This window comes from Paenarthrobacter sp. Z7-10, from assembly GCF_026932795.1.
Taxonomy (GTDB): Bacteria; Actinomycetota; Actinomycetes; order Actinomycetales; family Micrococcaceae; genus Arthrobacter_M.
The window spans coordinates 22,730-45,087 of the sequence record NZ_JADPVH010000026.1 but is presented as its reverse complement, the minus strand read 5'-3'; the positions used below and the strand labels follow the sequence as shown (position 1 = coordinate 45,087).

Sequence of the window (22,358 nt, the reverse complement as noted above, 5' to 3'; positions counted from 1 at the left end):
CCGGGTTCCTGGCGGGGCGCGTTGACTGATCGCGGCCTGCAGTGCGTCAACAGCCAGGGAGGCTTTCATCCGGGAGTCGATGGAATAGCCGACATCCCTGTCGGAGAACACGTCCTTGACCGCGCACAGATACAGCTTGCCTTCACCGGTGTGGTGTTCGGTGATGTCGGTCAGCCACAGCGCATTGGCGGTCGTGGCGGTGAAGTCGCGCCGGACATGATCGTCATGAACGGGCGGGCCGGCCTTCTTTCCGGTGCCGCGCCGGCGGTGGATGAGGGAGAGGATCCTGTTCTCGCTGCACAGCCGCCCGACCCCGGTCTCGGAGGCCACCAGCCCTTGTTCGTGGACGAGTTCGTCATGGATCAGCCGGTACCCGAACGTTGGGTCCTCGGCGTGTACGTCCAGGGCGGCGTTGACCAGGTGGGCTTCTTCCCAGTCCCGGTCGCTGACCGGGTTCGCGCACCACTGGTAGAAGGCTTGGCGGGAGAATCCCAATACCCGGCAGGTCACCGCGACCGGAACCCGCAAAGCGGCTTTCGGGGCGGCCAGTTCAAGGACCAGCGGGTACATCATTTTGGGTTGACATCCTTAGGAAAGGTAGGCCACCGCCCGGCGCATCACCTCCGCTTCCTGCTCGAGCAGCCTGATGCGTTTCTTCGCCTCACGCAACTCGGCCGATTCTTCCTTCGCCACCCCGTCCTGGACGTCAGCGATCTTCAACCACCGATGCAAAGCCGCCGGGGAAACACCAAAGTCCTTAGGGATCTGGACAATGGTGGATTCGCCCTTACGGGCCACCGCGACCACATCACGGCGGAACTCTTCAGGAAAAGCTTTAAGGCATGTTAAGCATCCTTCCACCTGCGAGCCAAAAAATCACAAGTCAGATGTCAACTAAACCTTGGGTCAGACCCCCCCCGCAGCGCCTCAGCCGCGGCGGCGGTGAGCTGGATGCGGTTTCCGTGTAAGGTCCGTCGTAGCCAGGACTGTTGCCGCCGCGGTCATCGCGACAGGTGCACGCACGTCCACGTGCACTAGCATGGCCGCTGTAGCGAAAGCCGTGAGCACGAGCAACTCCCAGTAGTACTGCAGCAGACCCCCTTCCGTGCCGACCGGCGAGACTGGCCCGGTCAGCAGCGAAGCGAGAGCGAGAGGGACGATCGCGTACTCACCGGTCAGGTTCATCGCAAGATACGCGCCCCCCGAACGTTTCGGCCGCTGTCATCGGAGCAGAAACAGATTGCGTCAGCCCACAGGGCTCGTGTCGAGCATGCCCTCGAGACGGGCGTAGCTCGCCTCCATCCCCTTGGTCATGCCCGTTGCCAGCGCAGCGTCACGTTGCTCCGCGTTCGCGTACGTGATGACGAGAGAGAGCAGCGTGCCTCCATCGACCGGTGTGAGGGTGAGTTCGTTAAGCGTTGCCGGGAAGTCCATTCCGAGCATCGCCTCCGTCGTGACCGCGCGGTAAGGCTCCTCCGATTCGAGGAGCTCGCCAGTGAACCCAAAACGATCCCCGCCTCCGTCCCTCTCCCACTCGTATCGGTAGCTGTCACCGACCTGAACGGCGATCTCGCAAACAGGCATCGTCCATCCATCCGGTCCGAGCAGCCACTGCTTCATGAGGCCGGTATCGGTATGCGCGAGCCAGACCTGGTCGACGGTTCCGCGGATGACGCGAGCTACGCGCACTTGCGTGTCGCTTAAGACTTTCGCCTCAACAGCACGGTCTGAGGCGAAAGCAGCGAGGTCGGCGAGCACCGTATCGATTTGCGCCATCGCTTCGCGCGTGCCATCGAGCATCCCCATCTCGATGAGTTGATCGAGGTCTTTCACCGAGTCGAAGTACGAAGTCGTGATGAGCCGCGAACCGCTTTCGGTCGATTCGAAGGCAAAAGCCATACGAGTGGTGGGCAGCTCAGTGTTGGGCTCTCCCTTCTCGTTCGCGAATGAATCAACAACCTCGAAGGATTCGGGCGCGTTGACTGAGTTCCACTGCCAGCATCCGTAATGCACGTCGCCTTCAGGTCCCCTCATCCGGTAGACGCTGCGGCCGCCGGCCGCAGCGTCGTGTCGGAGAAAGATCGCCGGGTAGGTGGGCGGTCCCCAGAAACGCTCGATCTGGCGGGGGTCTGTGTACGCATCCCAAAGCCGGCCTACTGGCGCGGCGAAGTCAGCGACGATCGTGAGGGTGAGTTGGTCGAGGTCTTTATCGACTGAGGTGACGGGCATAGCGGGCCTTCCTAGTTGTGGGTGGTTTCATCCTGGGCGAGCAGTGTGTCGATGCGGTCGATTCTTGAACGCCAAATTTGCTCCAACTGGTCGAGGAAGCCCTGGGCTTGGCGGATGCGTTCGAGATCGCCCCGTACCATCCGCTCGCGCCCGCGCGGTTGTTTCGTCACTAGCCCCGCCTCCTCAAGCACTGCAACATGCTTCTGGACAGCCGCGAACGACATGTCATACGCCTCGGCGAGTTGTGACACTGACACCCCGGCGACGAGCGTCCGCCGCACGATGTCGCGGCGTGTCGCATCTGCGAGTGCGCGGAAGATCCGGTTCACGTCTTCGTCAGTGAGCTCTGATACAACCATTTGGTTGTACTTTATACTTGGGGTATCGCATGCGCAAGCGTTCGCAGAGGAGGCGTCATCGTTGGCAGCCGCTGATGCCGCTCGGTCTGTTCTCGGTTCGCAACTTCGCGGTGGGTAACATCGCCACGGCGTTCCTCTGCGCGGCACTCTCGGTCGGTGGGTTCATCATCGTGCTGCAGGTCTCCGGGTTTACTGCGACGATCGCTGCCCTCGCTCTGCTGCCAATGAGCATCCTCAATTTTGTGCTCTCGTCGTGGTTCGGCTCGCTCGCCGGACGGTTCGACGCCCTTTGCGGCACAGGGAAGGGCCGTTTCCGCACCCCCGGCGCCCCCTCCAAGCGCCGCTGAGCCTTCTGGCCATCCACGCCGGAGGCAACTACCGGCCGCTCGGCCTCGATCACACCATCGACGCGAGGAGCGCCAACATCGTCCTGGACCAGTTGACCCTCCCGCAGGCCAGGCCCGGATGGCGCTGCAGCCCGACCTGCTCGACCGACTCGCCTTCAACGCCCACGACACCGGCTGGAGCTGCGGCACGAGCGCAGACGTGATCGCAAGCGCAGCAGCGCTGTTCACAACCCTCACCGGCAGGCCGGCCGTAACCGACTACCTCACCGGTACCGGAGGCGCCGAAATCAGGCGGCGGTTCCCGCCGGCATCGCCCACGCACCGGCGAGCCCACTGCACTCTGAGCGCGGGCTTGGCGGCAGCGCGTGTTCGTATTGGAGACCGGTGGCCGGTCGCGTCGTGTGGATTGGTTGTGATTTGGGAGGCTCATGGGTCGATCCGGCGCACCTCTATCTGCCACCGTCTGGCCTCTCCAAACTTCCCGGCGATTTCGACGGCGCGTGCCATGTCGACACAGTCGACGATGTAGTAGCCGGCGACGACTTCCTTGGTTTCAATGAACGGGCCGTCCGTTACGGTGCACCTGTTCCCGTTCATTTTTACGAACTTCGCCTCCTCACCGAGCTCATGAGCCTCCACGAACTCTCCGGAGGCCCGGAGTTCCTTCTGCAGCGAGGTGTGCGCCTGCATTATTTCCTCGAGCTCGGACGCGGATAGTGCGTTCCAGGTATCAACGTTGTTTGGGATCAGCAGTAGGTGTTTCATTTTTCTCCTCTGCGGCCGGTGGCCGGTGTTTGTTCTGGCTGGGTGCAGCCGGGGACGAGGATCCGGGACTGGTCTCCGCCAGGCGTCTGCCGAGGTATCTGCGTTCGACCTCCGTTGGTGCGAGGTCCCGGGCCCGCTGATATTCGTAGTTGGCCTCCGTCTTCCGGCCAAGGCGCCGCAGGAGGTCGGCCTTTGCGGCGGGTAGGAGGTAGTAGCCCTCCAGCGACCCTGTCCGGTCCAGCTGGTCAATGAAGGCCAGCCCGTCCTCGGGTCCTTGCGACATCGCGACGGCGACGGCACGGTTGAGTTCAACGACCGGTGACGGCGCTATCTGCGCCAGCGAGTCATACAGCAGTGCCACCCGTGCGAAGTCTGTACTGCCGGAGGTGCGGACGGTCATATGGCACGCCGCGATGGCGGCCTGGACGCGGTAGCTCCCGGGCCGAGCGCCGCGGGCGACGCCGGAGTGCTCGGCGGCCGACAGCAGCGCCACAGCCTCGGCAATCGCAGCCCCGTCCCATTTGTCGCGGTCCTGCTCCTCCAGGGTTACCAAGTCCCCCGCGGCGTCTGTTCGCGTACTTCTCCGGGCATGGTGGAAGAGCATGAGCGCCAGCAGGCCCAGTGCCTCCGGTTCGTGCGCGGAACCGTCGAGCAAAGCAACGAGCAACCGGGTGAGGCGGATCGCTTCCCGGACAAGGGGTTCGCGGATCAGTTTGTTGCCTTTCGTGGCCGAATATCCCTCGTTGAACATAAGGTAGAGCACGGCCAGGATCCCGGCCGTACGTCCGGATATGAGCTCCGGGGCGGCACGCGATATGGGATGCCGGCATCCCGTATCTTGGCGCGGGCCCGGACGAGCCGTTTCGACATGGTTGCTTCCGAGACCAGGAACGCCCGCGCGATCTCACCCGTCGTGAGCCCGGCGACGGTGCGCAGGGTCAGCGCGACCCTGGCATCGATTGGGAGGGCTGGGTGGCAGCAGGTGTGAATGAGCCGCAACCTGTCGTCGTCGGCCGCCGGAGCTCGGTCTGCCTCGTCTGAGAGCCCTTGGAGCTCGGTGAGGATCGCGAGTTCATGCACCGCTCGCTTTTCGCTGGCGGCACTGCGCATGCGATCGATCGCCCTGTTTTTCGCCACGGTCGTCAGCCACGCCCCTGGGTTCCTGGGAATGCCGCGCTCCGGCCAGTCGGCAAGGGCGCGTGCGAAGGAATCCTGGACACAATCTTCGGCCAGGCTCCAGTCGCCCGTGACGCGGATGAGGGTTGCGGTGATGCGCGCGGTCTCCACGGCGGAGGCGGTCTCGAGGGCGGTCTGCACGGCCGTCGGCCCCATTGCCACGCCGTCCCTCGCCCGGTCATCAGCGCCTTCTGGCGAGCGGATGATTAGATGCCGATCGGCCATACTGGCCTGATCTCGATCTTCCCGAACCGCGCCATGGGGTGCTTGGACGCCACCTCGATAGCCTCGTCGAGGTCGGAACAAGCGATGACGTCATAGCCCGCGATCCATTCCTTCGTCTCGGCGAAGGGCCCGTCCGAGACCACCACCTCGCCCGCGCGCACACTGACCGTGGTTGCATCCTCCACCGGGCGCAGCCTGTCGCCGTGACGGGAGACACCCCGCGCCTCCATCTCGGCCACCCACTCCACAATGTTGTCCTCGGCCGCCACATATTCCGGCGCAGCCGGATCACTGCAGATGAAAAGCATGTACTCCACGATGACTCCTTCTTCCTTGGTTGATACACCATTACGACGATTCAAATGTCGCCAAAAGGACACATGACGGGAAATACCTTTCGGTGGCGAACCCTCGAAGGATATGCGCCGGGACTCGGAACCTACCCAAAGCCGGCGCCGATGTCCCTGACCGTGAACAGCATCCCACGGGGGATGCCCCACAATCCGAAAACCCGGCGGCACCTGTGGATTTTCGATGTAATTTCCCGCTGGACGGGTGAAGCTTGCACGGACGGCGTAGAGGCTGCTTTTCCAGTTGATGCCAGCGGCACGTGGGCTCCAGCTCTTCCGCTGCGGCAGAGACGCCACAACCGTTTGAACGCGGGAGACGTGAGAGGTAGCCTAGCTGCCTTGCCGAAAAGGAGGCGCAGATGTCAAGCATCTATTCCTGCGGGCCTGTACCCGCTGGGCTGAGAACCGAAGAGTTTATCCTCCGTCCCATCGTCGCCGGAGACGCGGAGAAGGATCATGGCGCAGTGATGGAAACGCGTGAGCACCTTCGGTTATGGGAACGGTCGTCGTGGCCTGAAGACGACTTCACGGTGGAAGCAAACCGTGAAGACCTCCTCGAACTCGAAAAACGCCATACTGATCATCGCGCGTTCACCTACACGGTGCTAAGCCCAGACCGCACCGAATGCTTGGGCTGTGTCTACATCTTCCCCACGGGTGCCTCGTTCCTCGCAAAGTCCACAGTGACTCCGGTCGGCCACGACAAGTGGGCCGCCGTCGACGTCGTCGTCTACTTTTGGGTTCGTCAAACCCAAATGGAGAAAGGCCTGGATAAGCGGCTTCTCGCCGCCCTTCGTGGGTGGTTTGCACAGGAATGGATGGCCGACACGGCCGTCTTCGTCACGAACGAGAAGTTCACCCAGCAAGTCGATCTCTTCCACCGCACCGATCTGAACGTGAAGTTCGAGCTGGTAGAGCCCGGCAAACCCGGGAAATACCTCATCTTCGGTTAAGCGGTGAGAATGTCAACCCGATTCGAGACCACGAGGGACGGCTTAGCCCAAAACCATGCCGGCAAATAACGGCACGCATCGGCGTGGAATCAGCGCCAGTCCGGAAACAATTCGAAGCAGTCCAACGGGAAAATCTTCGGAACCTATTTTTCTCTCTTGCGGGAATCGATTGACAAACTCTTCCTCCATCACAAATACTCAGGCTTGTGCCTAAGTATTACGAAGAGCTCGACTCCGTGCTCCGCGCTCTCGCGGATCCCACACGCCGAGCCGTCGTGGAGCGATTGGTGAAGTCTCCAGCGGTCGTGTCCGAACTCGCGGCACCGTTCGAGATGGCGTTGCCGTCGCTCATTCAACACTTGCGCGTGCTCGAGAACGCGGGAGTGGTCACGTCGGAGAAACTTGGACGCGTCCGCACCGTGAGCCTGCGCCCAGGTGCCCTCGACGTTCTGCACCTGTGGCTCGGCGAGCAGCGAACACCCGCAGAACACCAAGCCGACCGGCTTGGCATCCACCTCACCCTCACCAACCCGGAGGAAATCTGATATGACCCGCGTTCGCATGAACCTGTTCACCTCATTGGACGGATACACGCCAGCCAAACCGACGCCCAACGATCCGATGGGCCGGGATTGGGGACGCCTCACGGAGACGTACGCCGCGACGCGAACGTTCCGGGAGAAGGTATTCGGCGAGACCAGCGGCGCTGGAACGACCGGCGTCGATGATCGATACGCCATCGCGTTCTTCGAGGGCGTCGGCTCGGAGATCATGGGGGCCGGCATGTTCGGACTCCACGCATTCCCCGACGACCCGGACTGGAAAGGCTGGTGGGGTGACAAGCCGTCGTTCGGAACCCCGGTCTACGTCCTCACCCACACCGCCCCGCGTCCGTCGATCCCGATGGAGGCCGGGACGACGTTCCATTTCCGCAGCACCGCAATTGAGGACGTGCTCGCGGAGGCGGCCGAGGCCGCCGGCGACCTGGACGTGCGAGTGGGAGGTGGCTACAGCACAGCCCGTGATTTCCTGCGCGCCGGCCTGGTCGACGACTTGCACCTCACAGTGGCCCCGATCTTCCTCGGCCGGGGCAACCGGCTGTGGGATGACCTGCGCGCCTTCGAGCTAACCCACCAAGTAACGACGGAAGTGGCCGAAAGCGGCACGATCCACGTCACCCTGACGCGATAGAAACGTACTCCTGACCATCCAACGACGACTCGCCCGCTCTGGTTTCACCCTGACCCGCTACTACCCAGCATCTGTGCACCGCGTCTGTGACGCGTTCGCTGACGAGAAGCAGATCTGGGCTGGTGGGGCGGCGGCAACAGCATGGAGGCCCGCGACTGGGCCTTCGACTTCCGCGTCGGCGGACGGGACATGGCTGAGGGCAAATTCCACAAAGGTCCAGTCTCTCGGTACGAGGATACACACACCGACATCGTGGAGCACCACCGCGTCGCCACGACGTACGACATGTGGCTCGGTAGAATCCACACGTCGACGTCGTTGGCGTCGTTGGAGTTCGACCCAATCGACGAGGGCACCCGATTCACCCACGTCGAGCACGGTGTCCTCTTCGACCAGTTCTGCGCTGACAGCGACGTACGTGAGAAGGGCACCCGGGGACTGCTCCAGGCTCCAGGCAACTACCTGGCATTGGGCACCCAGCGCACCTGTCAGCGACCGCTCACGCTCTCCGAAACCGAAAACCGGTTCAATCGCGGCCATGAAGCCGCCGCACACGTCCGAGAAAATCACCCACCCCAGTGGCGGCCAAACCTGGGCAAACCTCTGGAGGAACCATGTTTGAAACAGTCGTGCGAGACGGGGTCGTTTTGAAGCCCCTTGAAACATGGCACGCCGGCGAGTTTGCCGAGCATATGAGCAGGGCAAGAGACCATATCCGGCCGTGGGTCGGACCGACTTTTGTCACCGACACCGTCGACGGTGCCCGCGCTACCCTTCAGCGTTACGCCACAGCCACCGCGAATGATGGAGCGCGCATCTATGGCCTCTGGGACGGGGGCAAAATCGTTGGAGGCGTGATGTTTGTCGCGTTCGACTCCCTCTGGGGCATTTGCGAGGTCGGCTGCTGGCTCGAACCCGAAGCTGTCGGAGGCGGCCTCATCACACGGTCAGTCGAACTGCTCATAGAGTGGGCCTTCGTAGAGCGGGGGATGTCTCGCGTTGAATGGCGGTGCCGGACCGACAATGACCGCAGTGTTGCTGTCGCGCGGCGACTGCGTATGCGTTCGGACGGCGTTCTTCGCAGTAGCTGGGTCTACGACGGGAATCGTTACGACAAGGAGGTGTTTTCAATACTTCGTGCCGAATGGATGAGCACCCGACCTGTGATCGCTCAATGACAGACGCCGCTCGACGACGATCTCTCCGCTCTGAACGCTCGCTGGATACGAGGCTGGGCGCTCCCCCCGCGGGACGGCCGACGACCGGAATCGTAAGAGTAGTAGCCATGGATGAAAGCCCGATCGCATACTCATCCGACGTCCAGACCCCCGCCCGTTAGACGATCCTTCAACGGGCAGGTAGGAACAGCAAGCTGATTTGGCCCCGTTACGCCGCTTGTTTTGGCCCCACCCTGTCGGTGTTCCGGTCAGTTTTGCCGGGACTTGTTGATGGTCTGAACTGCAACCGGAGAATTCACTCCCCCATCACGTCCCGGGGAGTCCGTCCCGGTGAAGGCTCAGTCAGGGCGGTATCAGGCGGCTAGCCGGTCCTCGGCGAACGTCTTGTTTAGTGCTGCCGCATCGTTGCCCAAGCCAAGAATTTGGGCCGGCTGCCGGCTGTACCGGAGGCGGCGGAGGACCGTGGCGGCAGCTATCGCACCGGCGATCAGGCTGCCTGCCGTGAGGAAAAACATTATATAGAGCGTTGCCAGCGTCACGAGCGGGGACTTTGGTTCATGCAGGAATGCCAGAGCCCCGAAGCCTCCCGCAATCCAAAACAGAGCCACCGCCGCAAGGACGACCAAAGGAGGGTAAAGGGTGCGGTAGCGGGACGTTTGGAGGCGCTGCAAAACTGAGCGGAAAAGTGGGGGCACCCACCCAGTATGCGGCCCCCGGAGGAGTTTTGGGGCGGATGTTACGACAGTGAAATGTGTGCCCGAAGTATCCGGCAACCAACGAAGGCTGGGGCCCGCCTGCGCGCGGCGCACTGCTTCGCCAGCATTCTCCCAACCGTTCGTCCTTGGCGTCCCGGCGCCGGCCGGCGATCCTCCGGGCACGCGCTCGACCGAACGTGTCGTGGTGCGTGTCCGCTCCGACGCGGAGGGAACAGCTACCACCGTCGGCGACTGCGCAGCCCACGCCCATGCCCGAATAATGGATGGTAAGCATGGTGCCCGCACGCTGTGAAGCTCAGCGGCGGGTTCAGGTTTTTCCCTCCTGACCATGGCCGTCACGACCCATCCCCCAGCGGTCGATAGAGCTGATCGAAACTACCCACGTCGCATAGGTCCCCGAACACCATGAACAGGTGTAAGAAAAAACCTGCACAGCAACCACGAAGGGAGCAGCCACTGACCGAACCCCAAAACCAGCCCCGGATACTCCATCCAGCCGGCTGCATAAAACAGTGTTGACAATGTCAACACGAAATCAGGCACCAAAACGCTCTGACCTGCGGTAACACGTGCCCGAGGTGGGACTCGAACCCACACACCTCTCGATACTGCATTTTGAGTGCAGCGCGTCTGCCATTCCGCCACTCGGGCCATACTGTTGCGCCGGGCACGTTAACCCGTTCCCGTGCGCGAAACTACTCTACATGCCGATAGGCTAATTCAGAGAACCGGCGCCAGCCGCCCGGTTGCGTCACCTGTTGCGTCACCTGTTGCAACACCACCCAGTCATCGATCCAACCGAAGCATCACCGTCTCAAGGAGCCCACGTGCCAGAACAATCGGAATCCGCGCCCGTCAACACTCCCGCCGCTTCAACGGCCACGTCCCGGATCACGCCCGCCGCTTCTCCGGCCACTGCCCCGCCGTCAGCTTCGGCGTCCCCTGCCCGCCGGGTGGTGGTGGCCGAGGATGAGACGCTGATCCGGCTGGATATCATCGAGATCCTCCGCGGCGAGGGCTACGACGTCGTGGGCGAGGCGGACAATGGCGAGAAGGCGGTCCAGTTGGCGCAGGAGCTCAAGCCTGACCTGGTGCTGATGGACGTGAAGATGCCGCAGATGGATGGGATCACCGCCGCGGAGAAGATAGTCAAGGCACGGATTGCCCCCGTGGTGCTGCTGACGGCGTTCAGCCAGAAGGAGTTGGTGGAGCGGGCCCGCGACGCCGGGGCGATGGCGTATGTGGTCAAGCCGTTCACGCCGGCGGATCTGGTGCCCGCGATCGAGATTGCGCTCTCGCGACATGAGGAGATCCGGGCGCTGGAGGCGGAGGTTGGCGATCTGCAGGAGCAGTTCGCCGCGCGCAAGTTGGTGGAGCGGGCCAAGAGCCTGCTGACCACGAAGATGGGTTTGAGCGAGCCGGAGGCGTTCCGCTGGATCCAGAAGACGTCGATGGATCGCCGGCTGAGCATGCGCGAGGTCGCCGAAACCATCATCAACCAGGTCAACTGAGCCGTCCGGCCGGCTGCGGGGCGGGCGCAGTCGACCCAAAGGCGGCGGACATACGACGACGGCGGCATCCACGGTTGGTGGGTGCCGCCGTCGTCGTTGTCGGTTAGCTTTTAAGACCCCTCACGACGCGTCAGCGGCCGTCGGAGACGGGCCAGGGGCCGACCTTTTCCTTGTTGGCGCGGGTGCCGTCAACCTTGGTGAAGTCGGCCAGGTCGCCCACCTTGTGCACCTTGAGGGTGTTGGTGGAGCCGGCCTGTCCGGGAGGGGAACCGGCGGCGATGACCACCATGTCGCCGTCGACGACGAGCGATTTTTCCAGCAGCGTGCGGTCCACCTGTTCGATCATGGCGTCGGTGTGGGCGACCATGGGAACCAGGATGGGCTGGATGCCCCAGGTCATGGCCAGCTGGTTCCAGACGTGCTCCTCCGGGGTGAAGGCGAAGACTGGCTTGACCGGACGGAGCCGGGAGAGCCGCCGGGCGGAGTCACCGGACTGGGTGAAGGTACAGATGTATTTGGCGTCGAGCTGGTCGGCGATGGTGACGGCGGCACGGGTGATGGCGCCGCCGCGGGTCTTGGGCTGGGTGCCCAGGGCGGGAACGCGCTCCAGGCCGTGAACCTCGGTGGATTCGATGATCCGGGCCATCACCTTGACGGTTTCGATCGGGTACTTGCCCACGCTGGTTTCGCCGGAGAGCATTACGGCGTCCGCACCGTCCAGGACGGCGTTGGCGCAGTCGGAGGCCTCGGCGCGGGTGGGGCGCGGGTTGTCGATCATTGATTCCAGGACCTGGGTGGCGACGATGACGGGTTTGGCCCAGCGGCGGGCCAGTTCGATGGCGCGCTTCTGCACGATCGGCACTTCTTCGAGTGGCAGTTCCACGCCCAGGTCACCGCGGGCCACCATGATGGCGTCGAAGGCGTCGATGATTTCGGAGAGGTGCTCCACGGCCTGTGGCTTTTCGATCTTGGCGATCACCGGAACGCGGCGGCCTTCCTCGTCCATGATGGCGTGCACGCGGTTGATGTCCGCGGCGTCCCGGACGAAGGACAGCGCCACGAGGTCCACGCCGCGCTTGAGTGCCCAGCGCAGGTCGTCCTCGTCCTTGGTGCTCAGGGCCGGAACGTTCACGGCGACGCCGGGGAGGTTGATGCCCTTGTTGTTGGAGACCATGCCGCCGACCACAACCTCGGTGACCACCTTCACGTCGTCGACGGCGGTGGCCCGGAGCGAGACCTTGCCGTCATCGATCAGCAGTGCGTCCCCGACCTTGACGTCTTCGGGGAGGCTTTTGAGCGTGGTGGAGCAGATGTCCTTGGTTCCCGGCACGTCTTCGGTGGTGATCGTGAAAACGTCCCCGACCGCCAGGGCGTGCGGGCCGTCGGAGAACCGGCCCAGCCGGATCTTGGGGCCCTGCAGGTCCGCCATGATGCCTACCGGCTTGCCGAGCGAGGCGGCGGCGCGCCGGACGTTCTCGTAGGTGGCGTTGTGCACGGTGTAGTCGCCGTGGCTCATGTTCATGCGGGCCACGTCCACGCCGGCTTTGAGGACTTCCAGCGTGTTTTCATAACTGGCGATCGCCGGTCCGAACGTGGCAACAATCTTTGCGCGTCTCATATGCCTACCTTAGTTGTCGTGTGGGGTGCTCTGTTTTTCTTTGCGGCGGTTGCGCCGGGAAACTGTGATGCTCCTACAGCACGGGCCTACAGCACGGCCAGCGCCATGTCGGTCGGAGCCACCGGTGCCGGCAGGATGGTTTCCCCGCTCAGGTACCGGTCCACGGCGGCGGCGCAGGAGCGGCCTTCCGCGATGGCCCAAACAATCAGCGACTGGCCCCGCCCGGCGTCCCCGGCCGCGAACACACCCGGCGTGCTGGTCATGTAGTAGCCGTCGCGTTCGACGTTGCCGCGTTCGTCAAAGCTGGCCCTGACCTGCTCCGTGATTCCGGCAGGCTCCGGTCCGGTGAAGCCCAGCGACAACAGCACAAGATCTGCCGGGATTTCCCGTTTGGTGCCAGCCTTGGGCCGGCGCCGGCCTTCGACAACTTCGGTCTCGGCCACCTGGATGGCCCGCAGCTGTCCATTTTCGCCCAGGAATTGGACGGTGGAGGCCAGGTACGTGCGTTCGCCGCCTTCTTCATGCGCGCTGGCCACCTCGAAAAGCGTGGGGAACGTGGGCCAGGGCTGATGCGATGCGCGCTCGGACGGAGGCTGCTGGCCGATTGCCAGCGTGGTGACGGAGGCGGCGTGCTGGCGGTGCGCCGTGCCGAGGCAGTCCGCACCGGTGTCGCCGCCGCCCAGGATCACCACATGCTTGCCGGCGGCGTCGATCTGCTGCTCCACGGTGTCTCCGGCGACCACCCGGTTGGCCTGGACCAAATAATCCATCGCAAAATGCACCCCTGCCAGCTCCCGGCCGGGTATCGGCAGGTTGCGGGGAACGGTGGCGCCGGTGGCGATCACCACGGCATCGTAGCGGCGGCGCAGCTGCTCCCAGCTGACGTCGGTGCCGATGGTGACGCCGGGGCGGAAGCGGGTGCCCTCGGCTTTCATTTGCTCCAGCCGGCGGTCCAGCAGGTCCTTGTCCATTTTGAAGTCCGGAATTCCGTAGCGCAGCAACCCGCCGATCCGGTCATCGCGTTCGTAGACAGCAACGGTGTGGCCTACCCGGGTCAACTGCTGGGCCACGGCCAGGCCGGCCGGGCCGGAGCCGATCACGGCCACGGTGCGGCCGGTCAGCCGGGCCGGCGGAAGCGGTTTGACCCAGTCCTGCTCAAAGGCCTGGTCGATGATGGAGACCTCGACCTGCTTAATGGTCACGGCCGGCTGGTTGATGCCCAGCACGCAGGAGCTTTCACACGGAGCCGGGCAGAGCCGGCCGGTGAATTCCGGAAAGTTGTTGGTCGCGTGCAGCCGCTCGATGGCCTCTTCGCCTTTATCGCGCCGGATCAGGTCATTCCATTCCGGAATCAGGTTCCCCAGCGGGCAGCCCTGATGGCAGAACGGGATGCCGCAGTCCATGCAGCGTCCGGCCTGGTTCTGCAGCACACCCTTTTCCTGCGCTTCATAGACTTCTTTCCAGTCCATAATGCGCACCGGAACCGGCCGGCGTGGCTGTGTCTGCCGTTCGCGGACCTTCAAAAAACCCCGTGGATCAGCCACCGGTAACCTCCAGAATCCTGTGCCACACTTCATCTCCGTCGGGATCAAGTCCCTCTTCCGCGGCGCTCAAACGGGTTTCCTGCACGGCGGCGTAGTCCCTGGGCAGCACCTTGGTGAAACGGGCTGCCGCGGCGTCGAAGTCCTCCAGCAGGCGGGCGGCGACGGCGGAATCAGTCTCCTCGCGGTGCGCGAGGAGCAGTCCGCGGACAATGGCCCGGTCCTCCTGATCGAGGTGCAGCAGCTTCAGCTCGCCGGAATCCAGGCTTTGCTTATTGACCTTGGCCGGCAGCAGATCCAAAACGTACGCCGTGCCGCCGGACATTCCGGCACCGAAGTTCCGGCCCGTGCGTCCCAGCACCAGGGCCTGGCCGCCGGTCATGTACTCGCAGCCATGGTCGCCAATGCCTTCGGCAACGGCAGTGGCTCCGGAGTTGCGCACCAGGAACCGCTCCCCCACCTGGCCGCGCAGGAACAGCTCCCCGCTGGTGGCCCCATAGCCGATCACGTTGCCGGCAATCACGTTTTCCTCCGCCGGGAAGACGTTGGTGCGGTCCGGGCGGACTATGATCCGGCCGCCGGAGAGGCCCTTGCCCACATAGTCGTTGGAGTCCCCGAAGAGGCGCAGATTGATGCCGGCCGGCAGGAAGGCTCCCAGCGACTGCCCCGCCTGTCCGGTCAGGGTGATGTCGATGGTGTCCCGGGCCAGGACGTCGATGCCGAATTTCTTCGTCACCTCGTGGCCCAGCATGGTTCCCACCGAGCGGTCCGTATTAACCACCCCCACGGAGATCTTCACCGGCGTCCGCTGGCCCAGCGCCTCGGCGCTCATAGTGATCAGCTGCTGGTCAAAGTGCTTGTCCAGTTCGTGGTTCTGCGGCACCAGATTGCGCAGCGGCGCGTCGTCGTCGAAATCCATTCCGGCCAGGATCGGGTCCAGGTCCAACCCTTCGGCCTTCCAGTGGTCCACCGCCTTGCGGGCATCGAGGGTGTCGCCGTGGCCGATCGCCTCCTCCAAGGAGCGGAAGCCCAGCTCCGCAAGCAGTTCACGCACCTCTTCGGCCAGGAATTCGAAGAAGTTCACCACAAATTCGGGCTTGCCGGAAAACCGGGCGCGCAGTTCGGGATTCTGCGTCGCCACGCCCACCGGGCAGGTGTCCAGATGACAGACCCGCATCATGATGCAGCCAGAAACCACCAGCGGCGCCGTAGCGAAACCGAATTCCTCCGCGCCCAGCAGGGCGGCGATCACCACGTCGCGGCCGGTTTTGAGCTGGCCGTCCACCTGCACCACCACCCGGTCGCGCAGCCCGTTGAGCATCAGGGTCTGCTGCGCTTCGGCCAGTCCCAGCTCCCAGGGGGCGCCGGCGTGTTTGAGCGAGTTCAGCGGGCTGGCGCCGGTTCCGCCGTCGTGTCCGGAAATCAGTACGACGTCGGCCTTGGCCTTGGTCACGCCCGCCGCCACCGTGCCGATGCCGACCTCGGAGACAAGTTTGACGTGCACGCGGGCCGACGGGTTGGCCCGCTTGAGGTCGTAGATCAGCTGCGCCAGGTCTTCGATGGAGTAGATGTCATGGTGCGGAGGCGGAGAAATCAGTCCCACTCCAGGAGTGGAGTGCCGGGTGCTGGCGATCCACGGATACACCTTCTGCGCCATCAGCTGCCCGCCCTCGCCGGGCTTGGCGCCCTGCGCCATTTTGATCTGCAGGTCGGTGGCATTGGTCAGGTAAAGGCTGGTGACGCCGAAACGGCCGGAAGCCACCTGTTTGATCGCCGACCGGCGGGCCGGATCCAGCAGCCGGTCGACGTCTTCTCCGCCCTCCCCAGTGTTGGATTTGGCGCCGAGCTGGTTCATCGCGATGGCCAGCGTCTCGTGCGCTTCCTGCGAAATGGAACCGTAGCTCATCGCGCCGGTGGAGAACCGCTTGACGATCGATGAAACCGGTTCCACCTCGTCGAGATGCACCGGTGGGCGGACGCCCTCCTTGAACCTGAGCAGGCCGCGCAGCGTCATCAGGTTTTTGGACTGGTCGTCGATTCCGCCGGTGTACGCCTTGAAGATGTCGTAGCGCCGTTCGCGGGTGGCGTGCTGCAGCCGGAAAACCGTCTCCGGATTGAACAGGTGCGGCTCGCCCTCTCGGCGCCACTGGTATTCCCCGCCGCCGAGCAGCGGCCGGTGTGCCTGTTCGACGCCGTCGTCCGGGTAGGCCATCCGATGCCGGGCGGACACCTCGGCCGCGACCACATCCAAACCGATTCCGCCCAGCTGGGACACAGTGCCGGAGAAGTACTCGTCCACCACGTCCTGGGACAGACCCAGCGCCTCGAAGGTCTGGGCACCGCAGTAGGAAGCCACGGTGGAGATGCCCATTTTGGACATGATTTTCAGCACGCCCTTGCCCAGGCCCTTGATCAGGTTGGTCACGCCCTGCTGTGAACTGACGCCGGTGATGTCCCCGGTGCTGATCAGTTCCTCGACGCTTTCCATCGCCAGGTACGGGTTGACGGCGGCGGCGCCGTAGCCGATGAGCACTGCCACATGATGGACCTCGCGCACGTCGCCGGCTTCGACCACCAGCGAGGTCTTGGTGCGGGTGGCGCTGCGCAGCAGATGGTGATGCACCGCGCTGAGCATCAGCAGCGACGGGATCGGCGCCCACTGCGCATTGGAATCACGGTCCGAGAGCACCACGTACTGGACGCCGCGGTTGATCGCGCCGGAAACCTGTTCGCAGATTTCGGCCAGCCGGGCGCGCAGCGATGCTTCGCCGCCGTCGGGCCGGTACAGGCCGCGGACCTTGATCGCCAACCGCTCCCCGGCGGACGATTCTAGGTTTGCGATCTTGGCGAGCTCGTCGTTGTTGATTACCGGGAACGGCAGCGACACCTGCGGCTGGCGGACCTCCGTCAGGGACAGCAGATTGCCGTTGGGGCCAATGGCACAGTTCAGCGAGGTCACCAGTTCCTCGCGGATCGCATCCAGCGGCGGATTTGTAACTTGGGCGAAGGACTGCGCGAAGTAGTCGAACAACAGCCGCGGACGCTTGGACAGCACGGCGATGGGCGTGTCCGAACCCATCGCTCCCAGCGGTTCCGCGCCGGTGCGGGCCATCGGGCCAAGCAGGATCCGCAGCTCCTCCTGGGTGTAGCCGAAGGTGCGCTGGCGGTGGTTGACCGAGGCCCTGGTGTGCACCACGTGCTCACGCTCGGGCAGGTCCTCCAACTTGATCACGTTGTCCCGGACCCACTCGCCCCACGGGTTCGCGGCGGCAAGTTCGGCCTTGATCTCCGCATCATCGATCACCCGGCCGGCTTCGGTGTCCACCAGGAACATCTTCCCGGGCGAGACGCGACCCTTCTTGACCACCTTGGACGGTTCAATGTCCAGCACGCCTACCTCGGAGGCAAAGATCACCAGCCCGTCTTCGGTGATCCAGTACCGTCCCGGACGCAGCCCATTGCGGTCCAAGGTTGCCCCCACCAAAGTCCCATCGGTGAAGGACACCGCGGCCGGGCCGTCCCAGGGCTCCATCAAAAGCGAGTGGTACTCATAAAAGGCGCGCCGGGCAGGATCCATCGTGACGTGGTTTTCCCACGCCTCCGGGATCATCATCATGATGGCCTGCGGAATCGGCCGGCCGGCCAGCCACAGCAGCTCCGCCACCTCGTCGAAGGAAGCCGAATCGGACGCTCCGGGCGTGCAGATCGGAAACAGCTCCTCCGGGCTGTCGCCCAGCAGCGGATGGTTCAGGGTGGACTGGCGGGCACGCATCCAGTTGCGGTTGCCCTTGACCGTGTTGATTTCGCCGTTGTGCGCGATGGTGCGGAACGGCTGGGCCAGTGGCCAGGATGGGAAGGTATTCGTGGAAAAGCGGGAGTGCACAATGCCGAGCTTGGTCTTGAACCGGCTGTCCGAGAGATCCGGATAAAACAGTTCCAGCTGGGCAGTGGTCAACATGCCCTTGTAGACGATGGTGCGCGAGGACAGCGAGGGAAAGTAGACGCCAAACTTGTTCTGCGCCCGCTTGCGCACCCGGTAGGCCTTGGCATCGAGGGTCCGGACATCGGCGCTTCCGGATGCGGGGGCAGTTCCGGGGCTGGCGCCCTGCTCGCTCAGGAACAGCTGCACGAAGCGCGGCATGCAGGCCCGTGCCATCGAACCGACCAAACCGGCCACAATGGGTACCGTCCGCCAGCCCAGGACCGTCAGGTCCTCATCCTCCGCCAGCGCCTCCAGACCTGCCTTCGCCACGTCCGCCTCACCGGTCTCAGGAGGCAGGAAGGCCGTTCCGACGGCGTAGCAGCCCGCCGCCGGCAGTTCAAAGTCCGTCACGGCGCGGAAGAATTCGTCGGGTATCTGCGTCAGCAATCCGGCGCCGTCCCCAGTGCCTTCGTCGGCCCCCACCGCGCCTCGGTGTTCCAGGTTGCGCAGCGCGGTGAGCGCGGCATCGACGATGTCGTGCCCGGGCTCCCCGCGCAGGGTGGCCACAATTGCCAGCCCACAGGCGTCTTTTTCATTCTCGGGGTTGTACAATCCCTGTGCGGCCGGCTGTGCGGCGAAGCGTCGGAAGGGCGATTCGGCGGCGGCCAGCACCGGCTCCGGTGCCGGGCCGATCCCGGATGTGGTTTCAGTCATGACAATCTGTCCTTCCCCCTGATTGAGCCTACGGAGGGGACAACATTGGCCCCACGCCACGCACGGCTGCAAAGCCGCCCGTGAGGTGATTCGTAGTGGAATTCTATGGCAGGGATCACGGATCGTATAACGCAACGCGAGTTCCGTTGTTACGCGGCGCCAATAAGCGGTGCGGTCTGCGTACGGTGATCCTTATCCCCTGGCCGCGGGTGGTAACCCTGCTGCGGCGCTGTCGGGGCGGCGGTGCCCGGCTAGTCTTTGGACTCGCCGGCAGCACCTGTCCCGGTTCCGGCTACGTGTCGTCCGCCGTTTTGGTTATCGGCGACATTACCACGCAGTCCGCCAGCTGGAACATTTTGATCCCTGCTGTCCGCATCCCGGACGTCCGCGGCGTCCTCGCCGTCGTCGTCCGCGCCGTCCCTGTCGCCGTCGCCGTCCGCGCCGTCGTCGTCCGCGTCGTTCCCGTCGTAGGCCGCGGCGGGCGCATCGACCGGATCCTTAAGCAGCACCGAATCGCGGCCGTATCCGCGCCGGACGAAGGTCAGCAGCAGGAAGGCCACCAGTGCGGCGGTGAAGACGAGGATGCTGGTCCACACGTTCAGCCGGGTGGTGATGCCAAAGAAGGTGATGTGCTCGGCATCGTCAATGCGCAGCAGCTCGATCCAGACACGGCCCAGCGTGTAATACATCGCATATAGCCAGAACAGCCGGCCGCGGCGGAAGTGGAATCGCCGGTCCAGCAGGAGCAGCACTGCCACGCCGAGCAGATCCCAGATCGACTCGTAGAGGAAGGTCGGGTGGAAGAGCGTGTCCACCGGATAGCCGGAGGGGAAATTGGCGTTGCCCGGGTCGATCTGCAGGCCCCAGGGCAGCTTGGTCGGTGCGCCGAAAAGTTCCTGGTTAAAGTAGTTGCCCCAGCGGCCAAGGCCTTGGGCGAGCAGCAGACCTGGAGCCGCGGCGTCGACGAATGAGGTCAGTTTCACGCCGGACCGGCGGCAGCCAATCCAGGCACCTATCACGCCCAGCACCACCGCACCCCAGATGCCCAGCCCGCCCAGCCAAATCTGGGGGATCAGCCACAGATTGCCGGTGCCGTCATAGTGCGGACCAAAGTAATTATCCGGCGAGGAGAACACATGGTAAAGCCGGCCGCCGATAATGCCGAAGGGAATGGCCCAGATGGCAATGTCCCAAATGGAACCCTCCGGAGCGTGCCGGCGGTTCCAGCGGATGTTCGTCAGGATGGTCGCGCCGATGATGCCGACCAAAATGCACAGGGCATAAGCGTGGATGGTGATGGGTCCAATATCGAAGCCGGACCATGACGGGCTGGGAATGCTGGCAGGCATTGCCGTCAGCGCGCCCTCGATGGCAGTTCTCATGAAGGTTGGTCCGTTTCCTTGCCGGCGGGCGAGAGCCCGGTGCTCAGCTCCTTGGTCAACGCCGCGACTGCCGGCTCACCGCCGTCGCGCATGGCGGACACCAGCGCCGTTCCGACTATCACGCCGTCGGCGTAGGCGGCGATTTCGCGCACATGGTCCGCATGGCTGACGCCCAGCCCGACGCAGACCCGCTCCGCTCCGGCGGCATGGGTGTCCGCCACCAGCTTTTCGGCTGTGCTGCTGACCGCCGTCCGCGCACCTGTGACGCCCATGATGGACACCGCGTAGACGAACCCACGGCTCGCGGCAACGGTGTTCTGCAGTCGTTCCGGGGAGGAGGACGGAGCCACCAGGAAAACTCTGTCGAGCCCGTATTTATCGGAGGCGGTCATCCATTCAGCGGCCTCGTCCGGGATCAGGTCCGGGGTGATCAGTCCGGCACCGCCCGCCTCGGCGAGGCGGCGGCCGAATTCATCCACGCCCAGCCGCAGCACCGGGTTCCAGTAGGTCATCACCAGCACGGCGACCCCTGTGCCCGCGGTGGCGGCGGTGATTCCGGCGACGACGTCGAAAACGCTCTCGACGCGGAAACCGTTGGCGATGGCCTCGGTGGTGGCGGCCTGGATCACCGGGCCGTCCATGACCGGGTCCGAGTACGGAATGCCGATTTCAATCAGATCAGCGCCGTTGGCGGCCATCGCGATGCCGGCGTCAATGCTCGCCTGGACATCGGGATAGCCGGCGGGCAGGTAGCAGATCAGCGCGGATCGGCCCTGCTCCTTCGCCCGGTCGATGGCAGCCGCGGATTTGCTTGAGATGTTGGCGCCGATCACAGCTGCTCCCCCTCTTTGCCAATGGCGGCCTCGGCCGATTGTTCGTCCAGCAGGTTGAACCATTCCGCGGCGGTGGCCACGTCCTTGTCGCCGCGGCCGGAGAGGTTGACCACGATGATGGTCTCCTGCGGATTGTCCTTGCCCGCGGTCAGCCGCTGGCCGACCTTGATGGTCCCGGCCAAGGCGTGCGCGGATTCAATGGCAGGTATGATGCCCTCGGTCCGGCACAGCAGCCGGAAGGCCTCCATCGCCTCGGCATCGGTGATCGGCTCGTAGGAAACCCGGCCAATGTCCGCAAGGTAGGAGTGCTCCGGACCCACGCCAGGATAGTCCAGTCCAGCCGAAATGGAATGCGATTCCACCGTCTGGCCGTCCTCATCCTGCATCAGGTAAGACCGGGCGCCGTGCAGCACACCCGGCCGTCCCAGCGTGATGGTGGCCGCGTGCCGGCCGGTCTCCACGCCGTCCCCACCAGCCTCGAAACCGAAGATTTGAACCGCGGGATCGTCCAGGAAGCCATGGAAGATGCCGATGGCGTTGGAACCGCCGCCGATGCAGGCGCAGACGGCGTCGGGAAGCCGGCCGGTCTGGGCCAGGATCTGTCCACGGGCTTCCTCGCCTATCACCTCATGGAAGAACCGCACCATGGCAGGGAACGGATGCGCCCCAGCGGCGGTGCCCAGCAGGTAGTGGGTGCTGTCCACGTTGGCCACCCAGTCGCGCAGGGCGTCGTTGATGGCGTCCTTGAGCGTCTGTGAGCCGTTGGTCACCGGCACCACCGTGGCGCCGAGGAGTTCCATCCGGGCCACGTTGAGCGACTGCCGGCGGCAGTCCTCCGCGCCCATGTACACCACACATTCCAGCCCCAGCAGCGCAGCGGCCGTTGCGCTGGCCACACCGTGCTGCCCGGCACCGGTTTCCGCGATGACGCGCGTCTTGCCCATCCGCTTCGCCAACAGCGCCTGGCCGAGGACATTGTTGATCTTGTGCGAGCCAGTGTGGTTGAGGTCCTCCCGCTTAAGGAAGATCCGGGCACCGCCGGCATGGGCGCTGAAGCGCTTGGCCTCGGTCAGCAGCGAGGGCCGGCCCGAGTAGTTTTTATTCAGCTCAGCTACTTCGGCCAGGAACTCCGGATCCGCCTTGGCCTTTTCAAAGGTGTCTTCCAGCTCATCGAGTGCGGCGATCAGGGACTCGGGCATCCAGCGTCCGCCGTAGGCACCGAAATAGGGGCCGGGGGCATGACGCAGGGATGGCGTACCGCGGGCGGCGCCGGCACTGCCCGCTCCGCTGAGGAACGCATCGGCGGGACCGTCGTCCGCGGCGGCGTTCGCGGCAACGGCAACGGCAG

The 22,358-nt window shown here is 64.3% G+C and carries 20 protein-coding genes, 1 tRNA gene and 2 pseudogenes; 7 read left to right on the top strand and 16 right to left on the bottom strand.

Going from position 1 to position 22,358, the window contains the following annotated elements; genetic code table 11:
• Window positions 1-3 precede the first annotated feature (3 nt).
• The 4 genes and pseudogenes from IV498_RS09750 to IV498_RS09735 form a co-directional block, all read right to left on the bottom strand.
• A pseudogene (locus tag IV498_RS09750) lies at window positions 4-861 on the bottom strand (IS3 family transposase); the annotation flags it as partial.
• A 66-nt stretch (window positions 862-927) separates the two neighbouring features.
• Window positions 928-1,185 (bottom strand): hypothetical protein, encoded by a 258-nt coding sequence (locus tag IV498_RS09745; protein ID WP_269046364.1) that lies wholly within the window; start codon window positions 1,183-1,185, stop codon window positions 928-930.
• Window positions 1,186-1,245: 60 nt separating this feature from the next.
• The gene (locus IV498_RS09740; protein WP_269046363.1) at window positions 1,246-2,229 is read right to left on the bottom strand and encodes an SRPBCC family protein; all 984 of its coding nucleotides are present in this window, start codon (window positions 2,227-2,229) and stop codon (window positions 1,246-1,248) included.
• Window positions 2,230-2,240: 11 nt separating this feature from the next.
• A complete protein-coding gene (locus IV498_RS09735; RefSeq protein WP_269046362.1) occupies window positions 2,241-2,588 on the bottom strand; it encodes an ArsR/SmtB family transcription factor in 348 nt (115 codons plus the stop codon).
• Window positions 2,589-2,662: 74 nt separating this feature from the next.
• Here IV498_RS09735 and IV498_RS09730 point away from each other — a divergent pair, with 74 nt between their 5' ends.
• Window positions 2,663-2,935, top strand: coding sequence for a hypothetical protein (locus IV498_RS09730; RefSeq protein ID WP_269046361.1), 273 nt, complete (start codon window positions 2,663-2,665; stop codon window positions 2,933-2,935).
• Between the two features lie 426 nt (window positions 2,936-3,361).
• Here the strand turns inward: IV498_RS09730 and IV498_RS09725 are convergent, their stop codons facing one another.
• The 4 genes from IV498_RS09725 to IV498_RS09710 form a co-directional block, all read right to left on the bottom strand.
• On the bottom strand, window positions 3,362-3,700 hold the full coding sequence (locus IV498_RS09725) for a YciI family protein (RefSeq protein ID WP_269046360.1): 339 nt from the start codon (window positions 3,698-3,700) through the stop codon (window positions 3,362-3,364).
• The gene (locus IV498_RS09720) at window positions 3,666-4,463 is read right to left on the bottom strand and encodes an RNA polymerase sigma factor (RefSeq protein WP_269046359.1); all 798 of its coding nucleotides are present in this window, start codon (window positions 4,461-4,463) and stop codon (window positions 3,666-3,668) included. The genes IV498_RS09725 and IV498_RS09720 overlap by 35 nt, the downstream gene beginning before the upstream one ends.
• Entirely contained in the window at window positions 4,409-5,017 is a 609-nt protein-coding gene (locus IV498_RS09715; protein WP_269046358.1) for a sigma-70 family RNA polymerase sigma factor, read from the bottom strand. Before IV498_RS09715 ends, IV498_RS09720 begins: the two co-directional genes overlap by 55 nt.
• Window positions 5,018-5,082: 65 nt before the next feature.
• Entirely contained in the window at window positions 5,083-5,409 is a 327-nt protein-coding gene (locus IV498_RS09710; RefSeq protein ID WP_330059399.1) for a YciI family protein, read from the bottom strand.
• A gap of 401 nt (window positions 5,410-5,810) precedes the next feature.
• Between IV498_RS09710 and IV498_RS09705 the strand changes: the two genes are divergently transcribed.
• The 5 genes from IV498_RS09705 (at window position 5,811) to IV498_RS09685 (ending at window position 8,773) form a co-directional block, all read left to right on the top strand.
• Complete coding sequence (locus tag IV498_RS09705) at window positions 5,811-6,404, top strand: N-acetyltransferase (protein ID WP_269046356.1); 594 nt, start codon at window positions 5,811-5,813, stop codon at window positions 6,402-6,404.
• Window positions 6,405-6,610: 206 nt separating this feature from the next.
• Complete coding sequence (locus IV498_RS09700) at window positions 6,611-6,949, top strand: ArsR/SmtB family transcription factor (protein WP_330059391.1); 339 nt, start codon at window positions 6,611-6,613, stop codon at window positions 6,947-6,949.
• A 1-nt stretch (window position 6,950) separates the two neighbouring features.
• Entirely contained in the window at window positions 6,951-7,595 is a 645-nt protein-coding gene (locus tag IV498_RS09695) for a dihydrofolate reductase family protein (RefSeq protein ID WP_269046355.1), read from the top strand.
• 141 nt (window positions 7,596-7,736) lie between these two features.
• Window positions 7,737-8,246, top strand: coding sequence for a hypothetical protein (locus IV498_RS09690; RefSeq protein ID WP_269046354.1), 510 nt, complete (start codon window positions 7,737-7,739; stop codon window positions 8,244-8,246).
• Window positions 8,210-8,773 carry a GNAT family N-acetyltransferase gene (locus IV498_RS09685; RefSeq protein ID WP_269046353.1) on the top strand — a complete coding sequence of 188 codons (564 nt, stop codon included), beginning with the start codon at window positions 8,210-8,212 and terminating at the stop codon, window positions 8,771-8,773. The genes IV498_RS09690 and IV498_RS09685 overlap by 37 nt, the downstream gene beginning before the upstream one ends.
• A 353-nt stretch (window positions 8,774-9,126) precedes the next feature.
• Here IV498_RS09685 and IV498_RS09680 read toward each other — a convergent pair whose 3' ends face one another.
• Both IV498_RS09680 and IV498_RS09675 read right to left on the bottom strand, forming a co-directional pair.
• Entirely contained in the window at window positions 9,127-9,312 is a 186-nt protein-coding gene (locus IV498_RS09680) for a hypothetical protein (protein ID WP_269046352.1), read from the bottom strand.
• A 747-nt stretch (window positions 9,313-10,059) separates the two neighbouring features.
• Window positions 10,060-10,140, bottom strand: a tRNA-Leu gene (locus tag IV498_RS09675).
• A 239-nt stretch (window positions 10,141-10,379) separates the two neighbouring features.
• On the opposite strand from IV498_RS09675, the gene IV498_RS09670 reads away from it, so the two are divergent.
• Entirely contained in the window at window positions 10,380-11,000 is a 621-nt protein-coding gene (locus IV498_RS09670; protein ID WP_269046376.1) for an ANTAR domain-containing response regulator, read from the top strand.
• A 130-nt stretch (window positions 11,001-11,130) separates the two neighbouring features.
• Here IV498_RS09670 and pyk read toward each other — a convergent pair whose 3' ends face one another.
• The 6 genes and pseudogenes from pyk to trpB all read right to left on the bottom strand — a co-directional run.
• Complete coding sequence (gene pyk, locus IV498_RS09665; protein ID WP_269046351.1) at window positions 11,131-12,618, bottom strand: pyruvate kinase; 1,488 nt, start codon at window positions 12,616-12,618, stop codon at window positions 11,131-11,133.
• Between the two features lie 86 nt (window positions 12,619-12,704).
• Window positions 12,705-14,162 carry a glutamate synthase subunit beta gene (locus IV498_RS09660; RefSeq protein ID WP_269046350.1) on the bottom strand — a complete coding sequence of 486 codons (1,458 nt, stop codon included), beginning with the start codon at window positions 14,160-14,162 and terminating at the stop codon, window positions 12,705-12,707.
• Window positions 14,155-18,795 (bottom strand): glutamate synthase large subunit, encoded by a 4,641-nt coding sequence (gltB, locus tag IV498_RS09655; RefSeq protein WP_269046349.1) that lies wholly within the window; start codon window positions 18,793-18,795, stop codon window positions 14,155-14,157. Before gltB ends, IV498_RS09660 begins: the two co-directional genes overlap by 8 nt.
• A gap of 251 nt (window positions 18,796-19,046) precedes the next feature.
• Window positions 19,047-20,177: a prolipoprotein diacylglyceryl transferase gene (gene lgt, locus IV498_RS09650; RefSeq protein WP_269046348.1), complete on the bottom strand. Its 1,131-nt coding sequence runs from the start codon at window positions 20,175-20,177 to the stop codon at window positions 19,047-19,049.
• Entirely contained in the window at window positions 20,174-21,010 is an 837-nt protein-coding gene (gene trpA / locus IV498_RS09645; protein WP_269046347.1) for a tryptophan synthase subunit alpha, read from the bottom strand. Before trpA ends, lgt begins: the two co-directional genes overlap by 4 nt.
• Window positions 21,007-22,329: pseudogene (trpB, locus tag IV498_RS18880) on the bottom strand (tryptophan synthase subunit beta); the annotation flags it as partial. The pseudogene trpB and the gene trpA, both read right to left, overlap by 4 nt.
• Window positions 22,330-22,358: the final 29 nt, after the last annotated feature.

Excerpts from the sequence above, each read along its gene's own strand:
- IV498_RS09740 (WP_269046363.1), bottom strand. The coding sequence starts at position 2,229 with ATGCCCGTCACCTCAGTCGATAAAGACCTCGACCAACTCACCCTCACG.
- IV498_RS09725 (WP_269046360.1), bottom strand. The coding sequence starts at position 3,700 with ATGAAACACCTACTGCTGATCCCAAACAACGTTGATACCTGGAACGCA.
- IV498_RS09695 (WP_269046355.1), top strand. The coding sequence starts at position 6,951 with ATGACCCGCGTTCGCATGAACCTGTTCACCTCATTGGACGGATACACG.
- IV498_RS09735 (WP_269046362.1), bottom strand. The coding sequence starts at position 2,588 with ATGGTTGTATCAGAGCTCACTGACGAAGACGTGAACCGGATCTTCCGC.
- pyk (WP_269046351.1), bottom strand. The coding sequence starts at position 12,618 with ATGAGACGCGCAAAGATTGTTGCCACGTTCGGACCGGCGATCGCCAGT.
- gltB (WP_269046349.1), bottom strand. The coding sequence starts at position 18,795 with ATGACTGAAACCACATCCGGGATCGGCCCGGCACCGGAGCCGGTGCTG.
- IV498_RS09745 (WP_269046364.1), bottom strand. The coding sequence starts at position 1,185 with ATGAACCTGACCGGTGAGTACGCGATCGTCCCTCTCGCTCTCGCTTCG.
- IV498_RS09705 (WP_269046356.1), top strand. The coding sequence starts at position 5,811 with ATGTCAAGCATCTATTCCTGCGGGCCTGTACCCGCTGGGCTGAGAACC.
- IV498_RS09685 (WP_269046353.1), top strand. The coding sequence starts at position 8,210 with ATGTTTGAAACAGTCGTGCGAGACGGGGTCGTTTTGAAGCCCCTTGAA.
- IV498_RS09730 (WP_269046361.1), top strand. The coding sequence starts at position 2,663 with ATGCCGCTCGGTCTGTTCTCGGTTCGCAACTTCGCGGTGGGTAACATC.
- IV498_RS09710 (WP_330059399.1), bottom strand. The coding sequence starts at position 5,409 with ATGCTTTTCATCTGCAGTGATCCGGCTGCGCCGGAATATGTGGCGGCC.
- lgt (WP_269046348.1), bottom strand. The coding sequence starts at position 20,177 with ATGAGAACTGCCATCGAGGGCGCGCTGACGGCAATGCCTGCCAGCATT.
- IV498_RS09690 (WP_269046354.1), top strand. The coding sequence starts at position 7,737 with ATGGAGGCCCGCGACTGGGCCTTCGACTTCCGCGTCGGCGGACGGGAC.